The sequence below is a fragment of the Novosphingobium sp. P6W genome, from assembly GCF_000876675.2.
Classification (GTDB): domain Bacteria; phylum Pseudomonadota; class Alphaproteobacteria; order Sphingomonadales; family Sphingomonadaceae; genus Novosphingobium.
Map to the genome: position 1 here is coordinate 178,434 of NZ_CP030354.1, position 15,509 is coordinate 193,942.

The 15,509-nt window shown below is 58.7% G+C and carries 13 protein-coding genes; 3 read left to right on the forward strand and 10 right to left on the reverse strand.

What is annotated here, in order from left to right; translation table 11 throughout:
- Positions 1-551: 551 nt before the first annotated feature.
- From TQ38_RS26585 to TQ38_RS26595, 3 genes are all read right to left on the reverse strand, one after another.
- Positions 552-1,814, reverse strand: coding sequence for a replication initiator protein A (locus TQ38_RS26585; RefSeq protein ID WP_043979791.1), 1,263 nt, complete (start codon positions 1,812-1,814; stop codon positions 552-554).
- A gap of 177 nt (positions 1,815-1,991) precedes the next feature.
- The gene (locus TQ38_RS26590; RefSeq protein WP_043979788.1) at positions 1,992-2,996 is read right to left on the reverse strand and encodes a ParB/RepB/Spo0J family partition protein; all 1,005 of its coding nucleotides are present in this window, start codon (positions 2,994-2,996) and stop codon (positions 1,992-1,994) included.
- Positions 2,993-4,189 (reverse strand): AAA family ATPase, encoded by a 1,197-nt coding sequence (locus TQ38_RS26595; protein ID WP_043979785.1) that lies wholly within the window; start codon positions 4,187-4,189, stop codon positions 2,993-2,995. The genes TQ38_RS26590 and TQ38_RS26595 overlap by 4 nt, the downstream gene beginning before the upstream one ends.
- Between TQ38_RS26595 and TQ38_RS30245 the strand changes: the two genes are divergently transcribed.
- Both TQ38_RS30245 and TQ38_RS30730 read left to right on the forward strand, forming a co-directional pair.
- Positions 4,188-4,514, forward strand: a complete 327-nt coding sequence (locus TQ38_RS30245; protein ID WP_162792423.1) for a hypothetical protein — start codon at positions 4,188-4,190, stop codon at positions 4,512-4,514. The genes TQ38_RS26595 and TQ38_RS30245 overlap by 2 nt on opposite strands.
- Positions 4,515-5,175: 661 nt before the next feature.
- Complete coding sequence (locus tag TQ38_RS30730; protein ID WP_205316209.1) at positions 5,176-5,502, forward strand: hypothetical protein; 327 nt, start codon at positions 5,176-5,178, stop codon at positions 5,500-5,502.
- 383 nt (positions 5,503-5,885) lie between these two features.
- Here the strand turns inward: TQ38_RS30730 and TQ38_RS26605 are convergent, their stop codons facing one another.
- From TQ38_RS26605 to TQ38_RS26630, 6 genes are all read right to left on the reverse strand, one after another.
- Positions 5,886-6,413 carry an MBL fold metallo-hydrolase gene (locus tag TQ38_RS26605; RefSeq protein WP_162792424.1) on the reverse strand — a complete coding sequence of 176 codons (528 nt, stop codon included), beginning with the start codon at positions 6,411-6,413 and terminating at the stop codon, positions 5,886-5,888.
- 106 nt (positions 6,414-6,519) lie between these two features.
- A complete protein-coding gene (istB, locus tag TQ38_RS26610; RefSeq protein WP_043979781.1) occupies positions 6,520-7,365 on the reverse strand; it encodes an IS21-like element helper ATPase IstB in 846 nt (281 codons plus the stop codon).
- Positions 7,362-8,885 (reverse strand): IS21 family transposase, encoded by a 1,524-nt coding sequence (gene istA, locus TQ38_RS26615; protein WP_082057951.1) that lies wholly within the window; start codon positions 8,883-8,885, stop codon positions 7,362-7,364. The genes istB and istA overlap by 4 nt, the downstream gene beginning before the upstream one ends.
- Before the next feature lie 131 nt (positions 8,886-9,016).
- On the reverse strand, positions 9,017-9,391 hold the full coding sequence (locus TQ38_RS26620; RefSeq protein WP_162792425.1) for an MBL fold metallo-hydrolase: 375 nt from the start codon (positions 9,389-9,391) through the stop codon (positions 9,017-9,019).
- A gap of 162 nt (positions 9,392-9,553) precedes the next feature.
- Positions 9,554-10,444 (reverse strand): NmrA family NAD(P)-binding protein, encoded by an 891-nt coding sequence (locus TQ38_RS26625; RefSeq protein ID WP_043979776.1) that lies wholly within the window; start codon positions 10,442-10,444, stop codon positions 9,554-9,556.
- Between the two features lie 162 nt (positions 10,445-10,606).
- Positions 10,607-12,991, reverse strand: coding sequence for an ATP-binding protein (locus TQ38_RS26630; protein ID WP_162792426.1), 2,385 nt, complete (start codon positions 12,989-12,991; stop codon positions 10,607-10,609).
- A gap of 532 nt (positions 12,992-13,523) precedes the next feature.
- Between TQ38_RS26630 and TQ38_RS26635 the strand changes: the two genes are divergently transcribed.
- Entirely contained in the window at positions 13,524-13,898 is a 375-nt protein-coding gene (locus TQ38_RS26635) for a response regulator transcription factor (protein WP_052505990.1), read from the forward strand.
- A 103-nt stretch (positions 13,899-14,001) separates the two neighbouring features.
- Here the strand turns inward: TQ38_RS26635 and TQ38_RS26640 are convergent, their stop codons facing one another.
- Positions 14,002-15,417 (reverse strand): aldehyde dehydrogenase family protein, encoded by a 1,416-nt coding sequence (locus TQ38_RS26640; protein ID WP_043979771.1) that lies wholly within the window; start codon positions 15,415-15,417, stop codon positions 14,002-14,004.
- Positions 15,418-15,509 lie beyond the last annotated feature (92 nt).

Here is a 15,509-nt window from a genome sequence, read left to right on the forward strand (position 1 = left end):
CCACGACTTCAGATATTGGCGCAAGGTCTCGGCCGCCTTTCGCACGGGAGCACCGATTTCGTCGACGTGTTTTTAGAATCACTAACTGCTGCGCAGGCAAAGCTGGCAATCAGCAGTTCCAGACTCGTTATATGTCCGGAAGAGCCAAATCCGCCGATTTCTGAAAACACGTCTTTGGGTGTGATAGCGGCGCAAAAGGCGTCTTCACCTGAAGTGGCATTGTTCAGCGCAGGTGATTGGCCCGTGGCCCGATCCCCGCAATCCTCGTTTTTCACAGCTTCGTTTTTTGCGGGAATGCCCAGACCGTCGAATATGCCAGCGCAGCGGTCGGATCGGCAAGATCGCGGAATCCCGCCCATTATCTCTAGCGTAGGTTAGTCTATCCAAAGACCAAGGCTGAGGGTGAATTGGGTAGCCGTCGCGCACAGGTCCGCCTCCGCGCTAGAGTGGTAGTGCAGGGGCAGGGGGGGCTGGGACCGGGGAGGCTGGGGCAGGGAGGGGGGCTGCGAGATGTCGTTCGACGTTATCCCGCGCGCCGCTGCGAGCGGCGACTAATATCCAGGCAGTTGATATTTGTTACGCTCGTGATGCTTCTTCATGAAACCATAGAAGCGCTTCGAGTAGTTGCGGGGTAGCTCGTTCGGATTCCGATTAAGGAAGGCATCGAAGGTCTTCATCAGAACGTCAAGGTCCCAACCAGGGCATTCGCGTTGGATGGCTTCGTAGACGTCGGCATCCAGAACGTCGTGCGCGCGATCGCCGCGGCGCGGGCTCGGCTTTTGAGCGGCAGCTTCTGCATAAATCGGATTGTGAGGATCCGAACCGGCGCTATCGTACTTCAGCCGAGTGGCGGCTTGCGCTAGCAATCCGCGGGTCAGGCTGGGGTCGACATAATCCGCATCAGCATTCGAGGCAATTTTTGTGGCCTCGCGAGGAGGGGAGTGGGGGCTCGCACGTGAAGCGGCGTTTCGCTCTGCTCGGGTTTCGACAGCCGAAGTCTTCTGATCGCTCAAAAACTTGCGCATGACCATCTTCAGCTTCGGCCGCGGAGTTTCTGCCCCGATTACCTCGAGGTCGATTTCAGGAAGATTATTGGCGCGTGCGAGTTCGATAATCTTGTTCTTGAACGAGGGGAGAGAGCTTTCACTCCCGCTTTTCTGATGGAGCGTTTCGAAGCCGATTGTGAAACCTTCCGCGCCATTGCCGCCGGCATGTTTCCGGCTTGCGCGATATAACCATTTCCCTAGGCCGCTGGTGATCTCGAAATAGAGCGGTGAAATCGCCAGAACGTTGCGCTTGTCCATCACTCCCTCGAAAAACCACTTGGAGAGGGTGATTTCCATTCCGAGGGAACGCTGGGTCTTCTCATCCACCAAGTGCGTATAGCTGTCGATCCACGAAAAGGTTGTTTCTCGGGTCTTCGAGTTGGCTCTGATGTTTGTCTTGATCGTCGTGGCTTGAAGTCGGTCGAGAGCGGCGATCAAGCGCTCGTATGCCCGGCCACTCACCCCCCAGCAAACGCGCCTCAGCAGGTCACCCGGTTGGAGGCGGATGGTGGGAGATAGGTCGTTGTCACCGCGTTCACGCAGTTCATTTAAATGTGATGCCAGATAGATCATGAGATCCGCATCCCAGATCGTTGCCATCCCATATTCCGGGTTGGCCGAGACGTGCACTCGAACGGATTTATCTGGACTGAGATATTCGATCGGCTTCAGCCGCTTCTTCTTCGCCAGACTGAAAAAAGGACGTTGCATCGTCTCCTGATAATCGCGCAGCGAGATGTCGCTGAAATCGGGCAGCGTGAAAAACATCTCAAACTGAACTTTGCGACCGCTTCCAGGCGGTGGCGAGTTATCAGAAGTCACGCTGCAAACCCATCAGTACCTCGGCCGTCCCACGCGTGGGAAAACGCAATCAAGTCGTTGAAATCACTACGTTAAGTTGCACTTCACAGCGTTGCAAAGTCACACTCTTGAAGTTCATCTTCATCACCTTCGCAGGATCTTGGCGTTCTCGATAAGAGGGCGCAAAGCTTCGAGGATCGCATCCGCGGAAACGTCAGTTGGCGTCAAGGTGAACGTGAGACCACGACCTTGATCGCGATCGATCTGGCCAATATGCGATCCGTTTGCCTCGATCACAGTCTTTTGAGAACGGCCGCGGCGGGGAGCAGTCGTGGCCTGGATCAGGCGGGCAACGACCTCAGCGCCTGAGATCGGCTCCTCGTCTCCGGACTGACGAAAGCTTTGCTCGTTCGCAATATGAGCAGCGGCCTCTTCGACCTTGGCTAGCGTCGCAGGATTTCGCACGAGCGGAAGCAGCTTGTCGCCATGGCGAACCTGAAGATCCATTGGGGAATTGAAAGCGCTCACGACCGATTTCGGTATTTCCGTGAGACCGATGTACCGCGCCAAGCTCGATTTAGAGAGCTTGACCCTTTCTGCCATCCGCGACTGTACACCTTCGTAGTAGGTGTCGACGGCAGTCTTGTAGTTGAGACCGCGCTCCAGATCCGAAATGTCCTCGCGCTCTCGGTTCTCGATGTCCGCAAGTCGGAATGCCGCTTCATCATCGATATCCTCGATGATCGCGACGAGCTCGATCTCCGGGTAATGATTGGTATTAAGCCAGTTCACCGCCCAATGGCGCCTGGTTCCGATTACGAGTTCGTAAGGTAATTCGGCTTTTGGGGTTCGCCGAACCACTACGGGAATGCGGTTGCCGTTTTCCGCCTGAATAGAGTCGATGAGGCTGCGAAGGCGTTCCTCGTTAAGAAGTGCATAGTCGCGGGCATTTCCTGCCCAGACCGAACATTCGGCAGGTTTCAGCCGGATCGACGGCTTTTTGACCATTCGCGATGCTTCACCAAACGCATCGAGCCTGCGGCTGGTGAAAGTCGTGCGCGGTTCAGTCCGGGGCGCATCTTCGGCCGCGGCAATCGGTTCTGCCGGCGTCGAGGCCAACGCCTCGGAGATGAGGGACCGCCGGCTCATGCCGCAACGCTCGCCAAGGGCTCAGAGCGCCCGGCCATGCTGGTCGACGGCCACTGCTGCCTCACCTGCTGTACGACCTCGCCAAACACTAGGTCCAGATTTTCACGGCAACGGTTGTACGTTGCGTGCGAGGCCGATGGCTTGCTCTCGTACACGGATCGGAAAGCCTGCGTAGCATTCTTGATCTCCTCGGAGGCGAGGATCGGCTGACTGAGCAGGAAGTTCGCGTAGGTCGCCTGCATCATCTTCCACATATCATGCTCCCCAGGCTTGCTGGGGGTATAGGTCGAGCACACGACACGGATGAAGCCATAATTGACCGGCGTTCCATTCGCTTCGAGCACTTCGATGTTTTCTGCGATCGTATCCATGAAGTGGATCGTCGACAGGTAGTCCAGTTGCCGGGCAGGAACGGGGATCAGCAAACCTGTTGCAGAAGCCATCACATTAAGGCCGAGGAAACCCATTGCTGGCGGCGGATCCATAAGAATCACATCAAAATCTTTGATTACGCTCGAAATGCCGATCCGGAGTCGCTGCAGTCCCTCGCGCACCGCCTGACCGCCCTCGCGGAGAGTCGCTGTCAGATCCCATTCCGCGTCCTGCAGCCCCAGACTTGACGGGATAATCTTGATGGTAGGCCAGGCGGTATCGCGGATTGCCTTGGGAAAATCGTCAAAAGTGCTGCGCGGTGAGAGATACTGGCCAAGCGTTTGTTCGTCATCGAGAAGCGTCTCGGGCTGGATATCGAACATGGTCGTGGTCGATGCCTGCGGGTCGCAGTCGATCACCAGCACCTTGTAACCGTGCAGTGCCAGGTAATCGGCGAAATGCTTCGTAATCGTTGATTTCCCCACCCCGCCTTTGAAGTTCTGGACCGCAATGACAACCGCGTCTTCATCTTCGGCCTTTCCGGAGTGGATGCCGAGGGCTTCACGGATGCGCGTTAGATCTTCCAAGGTGTAATAGCGTCGCCCGTTCGGCTGCTGCTTAGGCGGCGCGAGACGGCCTTCCTTTTCGGCCTTGGCCAAAGCTTCTGGGGTACGTCCGACCAGATCGGCCGCGACGCCGGGCCCGAAGGTCAAGTCGAGCACCTTGCGGTCTTCAGGTTTGAAGACGATCTTTTTGACGCGGTCGCGCATCTCCTCGCATGACCGGGTGATCGCTCGCAGAGTGTTTACGGTATAGGTCATGCTCGCCAGCGCCCTTTCGATTCAGCCAATGCTGATCGGTTCGCGTTTAGAGAGCAGAATTGGCAGTGGAAGTCAAACCCGCCTGGGATTCGCGCGTCAGTTGCTAATGCTGCTCTCTGACGCCGGCCATTTGCCAACTGACAATTCGCGCATGCTCTGGCCTGTTGCGCGAAATCCCAATCAGTTTTTAAATCTGAAGGCAGAAAAGCCATTTAAAACAATTCGCTATCTGATCGCGAATTCCAGTGGTCCATGCAGAACGCGCCAAATCCACCGCATTTGTCAAAGGAAGTTCTTTGGTCTTAGACGGATCGTCAAGCGGTGATTGCTTCGAAAATGTCTCGGTTTCGATAGTTTTTGTTCCTAAGCATTAGGTGCGGGCGCTCGCGGCATGGCAACGGGGCTATCTTACTCTAGCTGACGGGAAATATTGTGCGGCAATCGGTCCGGGAGCGGGAGTGTATCGACCCATGCTGTAATCCGCTCCCTGTCCTTGCTGCCGCGAACGAACCAGAGCAGGGGCTGGAAACGGTCTAGATTGGTTCGCGTTCTTAAGATCACTCAGGTTCACAAGAGGGGCGGCGCCTCGCGCCTACGGCACGACCGCGCTCTAGGCCGTTGGGTTATGGGCCGCAGCCCATAGCCCCCTACCTCGGCCCCGAGCCCGCTACGCCGGTCTTGGCCATTCGGTGACGATCGCTGGCCCAGCTCGACGGGCGGCCCCGGCCGCGATGATGGCGGGCGCGAATGCCTCGCTCCCGGCGTTTTTTTTAGGCCTCTCCCGGAGTGGCGAGGGTGAGCGCGCTCCCTTCTAGAACCGCCCGCATCCCAGGCAAGCCGGCCCTTCGGGACCGGCTCCTCCACTCGCGTTCCGGTCCGTGCGGATGCCGGCGCCGCTTGGTGGCGGTCCTGTCCGGTCGCTTCGCCGCCCACCCCCGCCCTTTCCGGGGAGCCATGATGGTTTGGGGCAGGACAGGAGGCATACGGTGCGCACGATCTTCAATCGACGGGTTTGGGGCAGGGCTTCCAAGGGCAGGGCAGTTAAAGATCGGAAAGGGGAGGGGCCGGCATTGCTTGGCCTTTCTCACCGGGAGTTTCGTTGGCGTTCGAGCGCAGCGCTTGCCCGCATGACACCGCTCCAGCGCCAAATCTTCCAATCCCTCGGACGCGATGAGACTTCCTATGAGGATGTGGCGCAACGCTATGGCATAACGGTGGGCGCGGTGGCCAAGGAGTTCGGAGCGGCGCTGCTGATACTTGCCGACGCCTCCGATGAGAAGCTTCCTTGGTGGAGGCGACTCTGGTCGGGATGACGCGGTTCGCTGGATCGATCAACTGGTCGGCGCGGGAATTCGGGGCGAACGGACCGGATATGCCCGCAGCCGGGTATTCGTCGCGCCGGAGGTCTTCAGGATCATCAGGCGACCGTTCGGCGATATGTCCGAAATCGACGAACGAACGGGGCAATGCCATGGGGCGGGACAGAGGCTGGTCGCACGGTCCCTGCGTGTTGTGTGCATCTGCTGATCTCTAGCAGGTCCACGATGTCGATCAGGCACGAATAAGGACGGGGTACCCCATGCCGACCAGACTCTCCTCAATACAGGCACCCGCGCGAAATGCTCGGGTTGGCGGACAGAGGGACCGTGTTCATAGTCTCGGGCCTGCGGGTTCAGTGCGAAAATCGCAGCCGAGATCAACCGCCGCCCTTGGCGTTAACGGCGCTGCCCCACAGCGATCCGGGGTTAATGCGGCGGGGGTAAAGCTCCAGCATCTGGTCGTACATCTCACGCGCGCTGCATGTCTGGGAATCGATGCGATCAAAATCAAGGATGTACTTGCGCGTCGCTTCGATATGGTCGGATCGGTTGTCGGGTTCTAGCGGCCCATGGCCGACGATAACATCCTTCGGCGCGAGGACCGCAATCCGATCAAGGGCGGCAAGCCATCGCTGGCGGCCCATTTTATCGGTCTCGACTAGGAATGGGTGCGTTTCGTTATACACGGCGTCGCCAGCGATCATCAGGTCGAGCGAGGGAACGTACAGGCCGGTGGTATCGTCTGTGTCCGTATGACCCAGGTCGATGACGCGAAACTCGTGCCCCTCCAATTCAAAGCATTTTTCTTCGAGAGCATGCGCGATACTGAGGTGGTCGGGTGCAAGTCCAGGGAACCGCTTTTTCCAGTTTTGTTCCAACGCATCAGGGGAAATCGTCGTTCGCATCGCGGCGACTACGTGTAGCGCGACATCGTCGGTGACTGGTCAGCGACATTGATGGTGATGTGTCAGCGGTGACGTTGGGGATAGTGTCACACGAGGTTGGCCTGGATCAAGAGGCGTTGTCGAGCAGCGATGTCGCTGGCACGGTTTCGATGTCGCTGGGCGATGTCGCTGGATCAGGAGCACTGTCGCGGAGCGATGTCGCTGCGGCCAGGGCGGATCGCCTGCGATAGCTCTCGACGTTCATTTCCAGGATAGTGGCGTGGTGAACGAGCCTGTCGATGGCGGCGACAGTCATTGCCTTATCCAAAAAAATGGAATCCCAACCGCTGAATGGTTGGTTGGCGGTGATCATGATGGAGCGTCTTTCGTATCTGGCAGAGATGAGTTCGAACAGGACACTGGTCTCGGCCTGGTCCTTGCGGACGTAGGACAGGTCATCGAGGATGAGCAGGTCGAAGCGGTCGAGCCTGGCGATCTCCTGGGTCAAGGTCAGGGACTGGCGTGCGGCCTGCAAACGCTGGACGAGATCGGTGGTCCGGGTGAAGAAGACCCGGTATCCGCGCGCGACGAGCTCGTTGCCGATGGCGGCTGCGGCGTGGCTCTTACCGGCACCGGGCGGACCAAATGCCAGAAGATTGTGGCCCGCCTTGAGCCAGGCATCTCCTTGGGTCAGAGCCATGACCTGGGCCTTGCTCAAGGTGGGAACGAGGCTAAAGTCGAAGGCATCCAGGGTCTTGCCAGGAGGCAGCCTTGCTTCTGTAAGATGGCGCTGGATCCGGCGTTGTTCGCGTTCGGCGAGTTCCAGTTCGGCCAAGGCTGCCAGCAGGCGCGAAGCCGGCCACCCCTCCTTGTCCGCGCGTGAACAGAAGTCCGGCCAGAGACGGGCAATGGTGGGCAGACGCAGCGTGCCCAGCAACATGGGCAGTTGGGCGGTGTCGACAGTGATGCTCATGCGGCCATCTCCCTGGCGGTGAGCAGATCGTCGTATGTGTCAGGCTGGGGAATATCGACGACCACATCGGCCGGCTCTTTGCCGGGCCGTTGGAAGCGCTCCTGCAGATCCTTCAGATCGGGTAAACCCTGGTCATCGAGTATGCCGGTCAGGGTCGCGGCGAGCTCAGCCTCGCAGGCCTGGTCATGCGCAAGCCACAGCAGCCCCACCATGATGCGGCATGCGGCGGCTTTGGGAAGCGCACCCTCCAGAGCATCCCAGCAGCGGCGATATTCGCTGCGAGGGAAGAGCTTGTCGCGATAGACAAGGTTTGCCAGCGCGTGGGGCTTGGTACGCAGGCTGTGGATCACGTGCCGATAATTGACGACGTGGTCATGACCGCCCCGTCCGCGATCGGGCGCCCTCCCGCGTGGCAGGGTCTCGATGGGCTGCCCGGCCAGATAAAGGTCGATCCGGTTATCGAAGATCCTGGCTCGCAGGCTATGGCCGATGAGCCGGGAAGGCACGGTGTAGAAGACCTTGCGCAGCACGAAGCCGCCCGATGAGGTGACGAGCACCGTAGCTTCATCATAATCGCAGCTGCGGATCGAAGGTAACGGGCGCAGGTGCTCAGCTTCGATGCGCAAGGCATCGCGCCGGCGGGCATTGTGGCGGCCCACGATCTGGGCGAGGAACGTGCGCCAGTCCTCGATGGAGGCGAAGTCACGTGTCCCGCGCAACTGGAGTGCCTGATCGAGCCGATCCTTAAGGTGACCATGACGGCTTTCTATGGACCCATTCTCATGGGCGACCCCGCGATTGTTGCGGGTGGGCTCCATCTGGTAATCGGCGCACAGGGCGGCATAGCGGGTCCGCAGATCTTCCTGGGCATCTTGCTCCAGGTTGGCGAACGCCGCGGAGAGGCTATCGGTGCGATGCTCGTGCGGCACGCCGCCAAGCTGCCACAGCGCATTCTGAAGGCCGCAGGCCAGCGCCGTGAAGCTTTCTCCTCCCTGCACGGCCTCGGCATGCTCCCACCCGGAATAGACCAGCGCGAAGTGATAGATCAGGTGCGGGCTCGGATCGCCGGAAATGGTGACCTTCAGATCGCGGGCGTCAAAGAAATCCGACATGCCCTGTCGGCCTGGCGGATGGTCCTGCCGGAAGATGACCTCACGCTCTGGTCCATACTCGGCCTTCCATAGCCGTATCCGGCGTTCCAGGGTCCTGCGGGCTGGTGTCAGATCGAGACCGGGGTGGCGTTGCTCCAGCTCCCCAAGAATAGAGATGGGCTTCAGGCCCGGCGTGCTCTCGAGCAAAGGCACGATTTCTTTATCCCACAGTTCGGCGAGCGGATCAGGCCTGCCGCCGCCATGACGTCGCGCCCGGCGACGCTCCGATGGCGACCGGGGATCTTTCTCTGTCCGGTAGCCCGTGCTGGTGGAAAAGCCCGCCATGGCGGCGGCCGCTTTTTGCGGGTGTTTTTGACGAAGGTACATGTAGTACCTCTGCTGTTGGTCGGTGATGGGACGGCCAGGCATCCGATCCTCTTCTTGGCGTTGAAGATCGGACCATCCTGACCGCTGTCGCCGCCAACGGCACGGGGAAACCCGCGCCCGTGTGGGGGGAAGCTACGTCCGGGCTGCGCCCGGCCTCCGCTTCCCCCCACACGTCATCTACGATGTCGCTGACCCTTCAACTGCGATGTCGCTGTGCAGACTACGTTTGGCCGCGCGATTGCACGGGCAGTCGGGAAGCGCCGGAGGAGTAATGTGAGCCCGAAGAAATGATCCGGATGTGCATGAGTCAGATAAATGGTGCGCAGTATGCGCCCTTTACTCTCGATCCAGTCGGCGAGTTCGCTCGATTGTGCGTCGCTGAGGAATGTGTCAACCAGCACGGCGTCTCGCTCGCCCCAGAATAAGGTCGCCGTATTGGCGATCCAGTTGAGGTCTTCGGTCCCAGGCGGGACGCCTCGCGTGGCACTCGCCCGCTTTTTTGTGAGCAGTTCCCATTGGAGGATCGGAGCCTTGTTTTCTTCGTCCATCACCTTGTCCTTAGCGGGCAAATTTTTATCGAGGCTCGCCACACCGCTCGTAGCCAAGGACGATCGCGGCATGGTGCCGAGTTGGAGAGGCCGGTGCCGTGGCCCTTATAAATGGGCAGGAGCGCTTGAAATCGACGTGCGCTCGTGAGTCTAGAAAGCCGATTACCGGTTCGGCGTTTCAAACGAAGATAAGTGGTCGGTCAGCCACTCGAAAACGGAACGTGGTTTCTTGCCGGTAAGGTCGATTACAGTGTTGGTCGTTTCGGCAAGAACGCCGTCGCGGAAAATGCGGTCCAGGCCGAGCAGCAGGTCAGCGACCATCTCGCTAACGCCAGATGCAATGAGGACCGCTCGGTGCTCCTGTTCCGTGCGAGGTTGATACGTTACTGGCCGACCGATGAGACGGGACAACTCGATGGCGATTTCTGGCATGCTCACGGTTCCGGGTCCGGTCAGATGATAGGCACGTTGCGCATTGAGGAATTGATCATCAATCAAAGCGAGGCGAGCGATATCGGCGATATCGCGTGTGTCGATCAGGTTGACGCGACCGTCTCCGGCGGTTCCGCCCCAGGTGCCCTGAGCAACCGGAGCTTGTGCTCTAGCGAGGACATCCACGAAGCAGCTTGGCCGCAGGATAGTGTACCCCACGTCACAAGTCGCCAAGTGCGCCTCGATCTTCATATGCCAGTCGAATGGATGAAGCCGTGTAGGTGGGCCGAGAGCGGATAGTTTTGCAATGTGTGATACCCCGGCACCGACGGCCGCTCCGATCAGCGCTATCTCGTTTGCAACCTGCGTCTCGGACGTTCCGTGCGCAAGGAAAAGACGGTTCGCGCCCTGAAGAGCCGAAGAGAGTGTTGACGCTAAGTCAAAGTTGACCTCGGCCGTATCGACTCCCGCAGGCAATCGCGTGGATTTTGGATTGCGAGTGAGTGCGACGATGTCAACCGCATCGACCGCAAGGTTTGCGATGAGCGCGGCACCGACGCGGCCCGTCGCTCCCGCAATTGCGATGCGCGGCCGCCGGACGCCCCGAACGTGTTCAGACATATCGAACCCTTTATTCCGCGCCAATTTGTCCCATAGCGTTACCCCGAATGGTTGGCAGATATTCGCTGCACGATGGTATGGGGCAGGGCGTCATCAGGTAGCGTTTTAAGGGCGTTGAAGCCTAGCGGCCTAGACCATGCCGCTCGGTGGATGGCAAACCTTTTAGACGAGGTTGTCAGACGACGGGCGCGGATCGCCGCCGGCAAGCGAAAGGTCGAACGAAAAGCTCGCCCCGCCTCCTGTCCGATTGGTCACCGTCAACTGTCCGCCCATTGCCTCCACGGCGGAACGGCAGATCTGAAGACCCATGCCGATTCCGGTCGATTTGGTCGTGAAGAACGGTTCAAACAGCCGTTCCAGATCGCTTTCTGGAATACCTGGGCCGGTATCAGTCACCTCGACGCGCACGACTGCCTCCTCAGAGAGTACCTCCAGGATGATCCGACGCGCGCTGGACTGGTCGCGCATTGCATCGGCAGCGTTGTTCACCAGGTTAACAATTACCTGCTGCAGTTCGACAGGATCCCCCTTTATTAAAGGAACCGCGCCTTGGCACAGAATTTCCATCTCCACCCCAGCCTGCTTCAGATCCTGTTCCAGTAGGTCTCGGGTATCATGAGCTAAGCGGCAAATGTCGATGGCCTTCACTGTACGTCGCCCAGCAACGATGTTCTCGCGAGTTCGCTGCACGATACCGGCGACGCGCTGGGCGGTCTTTTCGACACGCAGGAGAATTCGGCCGATCGTCTCCATGTCTGGAATTTCGCGTTCAGCAAGCCTAAGTCCGGTCTGGGCGTCCATCAACATCGATGCAATCGGTTGGTTCAACTCATGGGCGATCGATGCGGAAAAGGCACCTACAGTGGCGACGCGGTTCGCGCGTGCCAGTTCCGCTTGCGCGGCCCGGCGCATTTCTTCGATGCGTTCCTGATCCGAGAGATCCACGTGGCTGGATAGGTGCAATCCATCGGGTAGCCTGGTCACCGTGAAATAGACCGGAATTCTCAGCCCACCTCGTCCGGCCAGCACAGTTCTACCATCAATGTGGTTGACGCCATAATAGTACATTTCGAGCTGCCTGATGAGCATATCGTGACCGTCATCGGCGTTGCTGGCGGCAGGCTGCGCGACAAGTTCAGCGACGAGATCGTATCCCATCAGGTGTGCCAACGCTTCGTTGACCCGAACCGTTCTGACGGCTTCCAACGTGCGCGCGAGCTCTTGGGGGTGTGCTGTCATATACGAACGAAGATTGGTGACACCCGTATTCTTGATGCCGTCCAGAATTTTCTCTGCCGCACTGAAGTCCATTTCCGCGAAGGTCATATTGCTGACATCGAAAAGACCTGCGTAGCGACGTTCGGTTCGCATAAGCTCGGAGGTTCGCTCGGCGACGCGATGTTCCAGCGTCTCGTTCAACTCTCGCACGGCCCGGTGCGCCATCACCTCTTCATGAATGTCGGTGATGCCGCCATAGTAGCGTATCTCGTCGGAATCATCCGCCACGCGAACCGGACGCCCAACGAGAGACATCCAGCGGTAGGAACCATCTGCATGACGCAGTCGATAGTTTGCCCGCAGCTCCGTGCGGTTCGAAAACGCTTGATTTAGCAGATGGAGGAACCCGTCACGATCATCGGGATGATAGTCCTCGATGTAATCCTGACGCGCGATCGTCTGCTGGGGGTCACGGCCGGTGACCTCTGTATATCGACGGTTGAAGAAATCAATGTTTGCGTTACCATCGGCCCGCCACAATATCTGCGGTACCGAATCCGTAAAGTTGGTCAGTTCGGCCTCGCTAGCTTCCAGTTCGTTGCGGACGATCTGAAGTTCGTCTTTCGCAACGACTTCGTCATGCACGTCGGACAGGCCGCCATAACGATCAACCTGACCGGTCAAAGGGGAAAGTACTGGATTGTCGTATATCTGCATCCAGCGGTACAATCCGTTTGCCTGCCGGACCCGGACTTTCAAATTCGTGATCGTTCGGTTTGTTACGGCCGTCGTAACGGCGTTGTGCAACACTTCTAGATCGTCGGGGTGCACCACATCATTGTAACTGTGTTCGGCTACCACCTTCCAGCGATCGAGACCGGTCACTGCAGTCCAACTCTCATTCAAATACTCGATCACGCCTTGGGGGTTGGAACGCCACAAGACGTACGGTACAGAATTGGCAAAAAGTTCGACTTCGGATCTGCTGCGTTCAAGGTCCTGCTTGGTTGCCTCGAGGCGCTTGCGCCCAACCAGTAATGCTCCAGTTACGCTGATGGCGACGCAGGCGAACAAACATCGCAATGCGTTTGCTGGCGACGGCGTGTGAAAGTGGACAAGCGTCCAGGCAAGGACGGTAAGCACGACACAAACCTGCGCCGCTCGCGCGACAACCTTGGCGCTGCATGCGATCGAAAATAGGACAAGCACGGCCAGATACAGGATTGAAATCGCGAAATCGTATTCCGCGATGCTGTCGATACAGAACACGAGCAAAGCCAGCGCCGTGGCGGCCGTAAGGATCAAGGCTCTCTTCAGTCGCTCAGTCATGCCCCGCAGACCCTCGCCTCGTTGCGTACCGTATGATGCCGTTACGAATACAGATAGCGTTTCACCCGGTGCCCACTGCAAAACAGGTTGTTCCGGAAACATCCGGAAACCACCATTTTGACATCAGTCACCATATCGAGGGTCGCGATGCCCACATAGTATTTTGCGTCTTCATTTGACGTGGCCATGACCGCATCGTTGCCGGCCGGGCAGATTGCGGATCGCATCGGCCGCCCCTCTCGGTCGAGCATCTGACCTCTGAACCGCGGCGCCTCGTCAGGGCCGTTCGCTGGCATCGTCGTTGCCGGAAAAAGCGCATCGTGGATGGTCTACCAAAAGGTGGACACTATCAATCGGTGCGCCGTCTGGCGACCGCCCCATACCATGGTATGGGATGCGATCCGGATGAGATGCTGCGACGGAACAGTGCCGTGGGTCACCGGTTTTTTGCACACCGAGATTCTTAAGGGCCACAATATCGCAATGCCGAGTGGTCGGCATCCCGTGCTTGCGGGCTGGAGAACCTGAGTTCGTGTCTTCTGGAGACCCAGATACAGCCCCGGTCATTGCGGTCGTGGATGATGATGAAGATGTCCGCACGGCCATGGGTGATTTGCTGATGAGCTTGGGCTACTCGGCAAGGATGTTCGAGACGGCGGACGCTTTTCTCCTGTCCGACCGTCAACCACATATCAACTGCGTGATCAGCGACGTTCAAATGCCGGGAACAAACGGCCTCCAACTTGCGCGCCTCATGCGGCTAGCAAAAGTGCCAATCATTTTGATTACAGCTTTTCCAACGCCAGAAATCGAGAGGCAGGCTGAAGGGGCGAAGGTTCGAAAGCTCCTCGTAAAGCCGTTCGATTCACGCGACCTCATTGCGGAACTTGACTTGCTGCGGCTCTGACCCCTCTGGGTAAGGGGCCTTCTGTCCGGTCGGATCATCGCTGCCAGCGGATGACCGACGGATTTGCCGCTAAGGATGAGATCCAGCCCGTGCCGAGACGTGCTTATATCAGCAGGGCTCGCGGTTCGAGAAATGCCTCCAGACCGAACACCCCGTACTCGCGGCCGACTCCCGATTGCTTGGTGCCACCAAAGGGCGCGAGCGGATTATGGGCTGCGCCGTTTATGACGACCCGGCCGGATTCCAGACGCCTCGCGACGCGCCGCAAGCGATCAGAGTTGGTGCCCAACACATAATTTTGAAGCCCGTAATCGGTATCGTTTGCGATGCGGATAGCGTCTTCCTCATCCCGGTATGGAATGATGCTCAATACCGGGCCAAATATTTCTTCGCGCGCAATCCGCATCGAATTGGATACGTCGGTAAACAGGGTGGGGCGCACGAACCAACCACGTTCGATACCGTCCGGACGGCCTTCGCCGCCAACGAGAACGCGCGCACCTTCGATTCGTCCCAGGGCGATGTAGGACTGGACTTGGTCCCATTGCTTTCGGCTCACCATTGGCCCGATTCTCGATGCAGTGTCAAACGCCGGCCCGACGGGCCATTCGGCGAGTCCCGCAGCAAGACGCGCCTCGACCTCGGCCAGAAGCCGAAATGGCACGAGAATGCGCGTTCCGGCGATGCAAGCTTGGCCGCTGTTGATGAACCCATTGGCCAGAAGATTTGGAACCACTACATCCAGATCGGCATCGTCCAGAACGATCTGCGCGCCCTTGCCCCCCAATTCTAGCGTAACGCGCTTCATAGTCGCCGCAGCGGCCCGATAAACAGCCTGTCCAGTGGTAGTCGAACCTGTGAAGCTTATCTTTCCGATGTCCGGATGCGCGGCGAGTGCAGACCCAGCGTCTGCTCCGGAACCATTGACGATATTGAACACACCCGAGGGCAGGCCGGCACCGTGGAGCGCTTCGGCGAGCACCTGCGTTTGCATGGCGCTCATCTCTGACGGCTTGATGACTATGGAAGTGCCGGCAGCGACCGCGACGGCTAGTTTGCTGCAGATGAAGCCAACGTTGGCATTCCACGGTGTGATCGCTCCCGCTACCCCGACGGGGCGCATTTCGACCTCGGTTGTTCCAATATTTCGCGTCCGGGCGTAAGTTTCCAAGACCGCCGCCATGTCCAGGAATGCGTTGCCGGCGTGATTGGCGGTAAAATCAACGAAAGGCGCCGGTGCGCCATATTCTTCCTGGATCGCTTTCCGGATTGCGTCAGCATTGTCCGCCGCCGCGGCCGCCAAACGTCGCAGCATCAGTACGCGATCACCCGGGGAAGTGTTGGAAAATGCCGGAAAAGCGCGCTTGGCAGCAGCGACTGCGGTGTCGACGTCACGCCCGGCGGACAGGCGGACGTTGCCAATCTGCTCTTCTGTCGCCGGGTTAAAAAGGGGGGCATTTTCGGTACCTGTCGAAGGGCAGAACTGCCCATCAATGTAGTTCTCGGTGATTTCGCGCACGGCATGATCCTTGGGTGGTCTGACTATCCGCAGGTGGCCCCCGCCATTCGATCTGATAAGAAGGATTAAGTGACACAGCTTAGTGAGTCAGA

Bases quoted from the DNA above. Each gene is read 5' to 3' on its own strand.
- TQ38_RS26585 (WP_043979791.1), bottom strand. From the start codon at position 1,814: ATGTTTTTCACGCTGCCCGATTTCAGCGACATCTCGCTGCGCGATTAT.
- TQ38_RS26590 (WP_043979788.1), bottom strand. From the start codon at position 2,996: ATGAGCCGGCGGTCCCTCATCTCCGAGGCGTTGGCCTCGACGCCGGCA.
- TQ38_RS30245 (WP_162792423.1), top strand. From the start codon at position 4,188: ATGCTCGCCAGCGCCCTTTCGATTCAGCCAATGCTGATCGGTTCGCGT.
- TQ38_RS26595 (WP_043979785.1), bottom strand. From the start codon at position 4,189: ATGACCTATACCGTAAACACTCTGCGAGCGATCACCCGGTCATGCGAG.
- TQ38_RS26605 (WP_162792424.1), bottom strand. From the start codon at position 6,413: ATGCGAACGACGATTTCCCCTGATGCGTTGGAACAAAACTGGAAAAAG.
- istB (WP_043979781.1), bottom strand. From the start codon at position 7,365: ATGAGCATCACTGTCGACACCGCCCAACTGCCCATGTTGCTGGGCACG.
- istA (WP_082057951.1), bottom strand. From the start codon at position 8,885: ATGCCTGGCCGTCCCATCACCGACCAACAGCAGAGGTACTACATGTAC.
- TQ38_RS26620 (WP_162792425.1), bottom strand. From the start codon at position 9,391: ATGGACGAAGAAAACAAGGCTCCGATCCTCCAATGGGAACTGCTCACA.
- TQ38_RS26625 (WP_043979776.1), bottom strand. From the start codon at position 10,444: ATGTCTGAACACGTTCGGGGCGTCCGGCGGCCGCGCATCGCAATTGCG.
- TQ38_RS26630 (WP_162792426.1), bottom strand. From the start codon at position 12,991: ATGACTGAGCGACTGAAGAGAGCCTTGATCCTTACGGCCGCCACGGCG.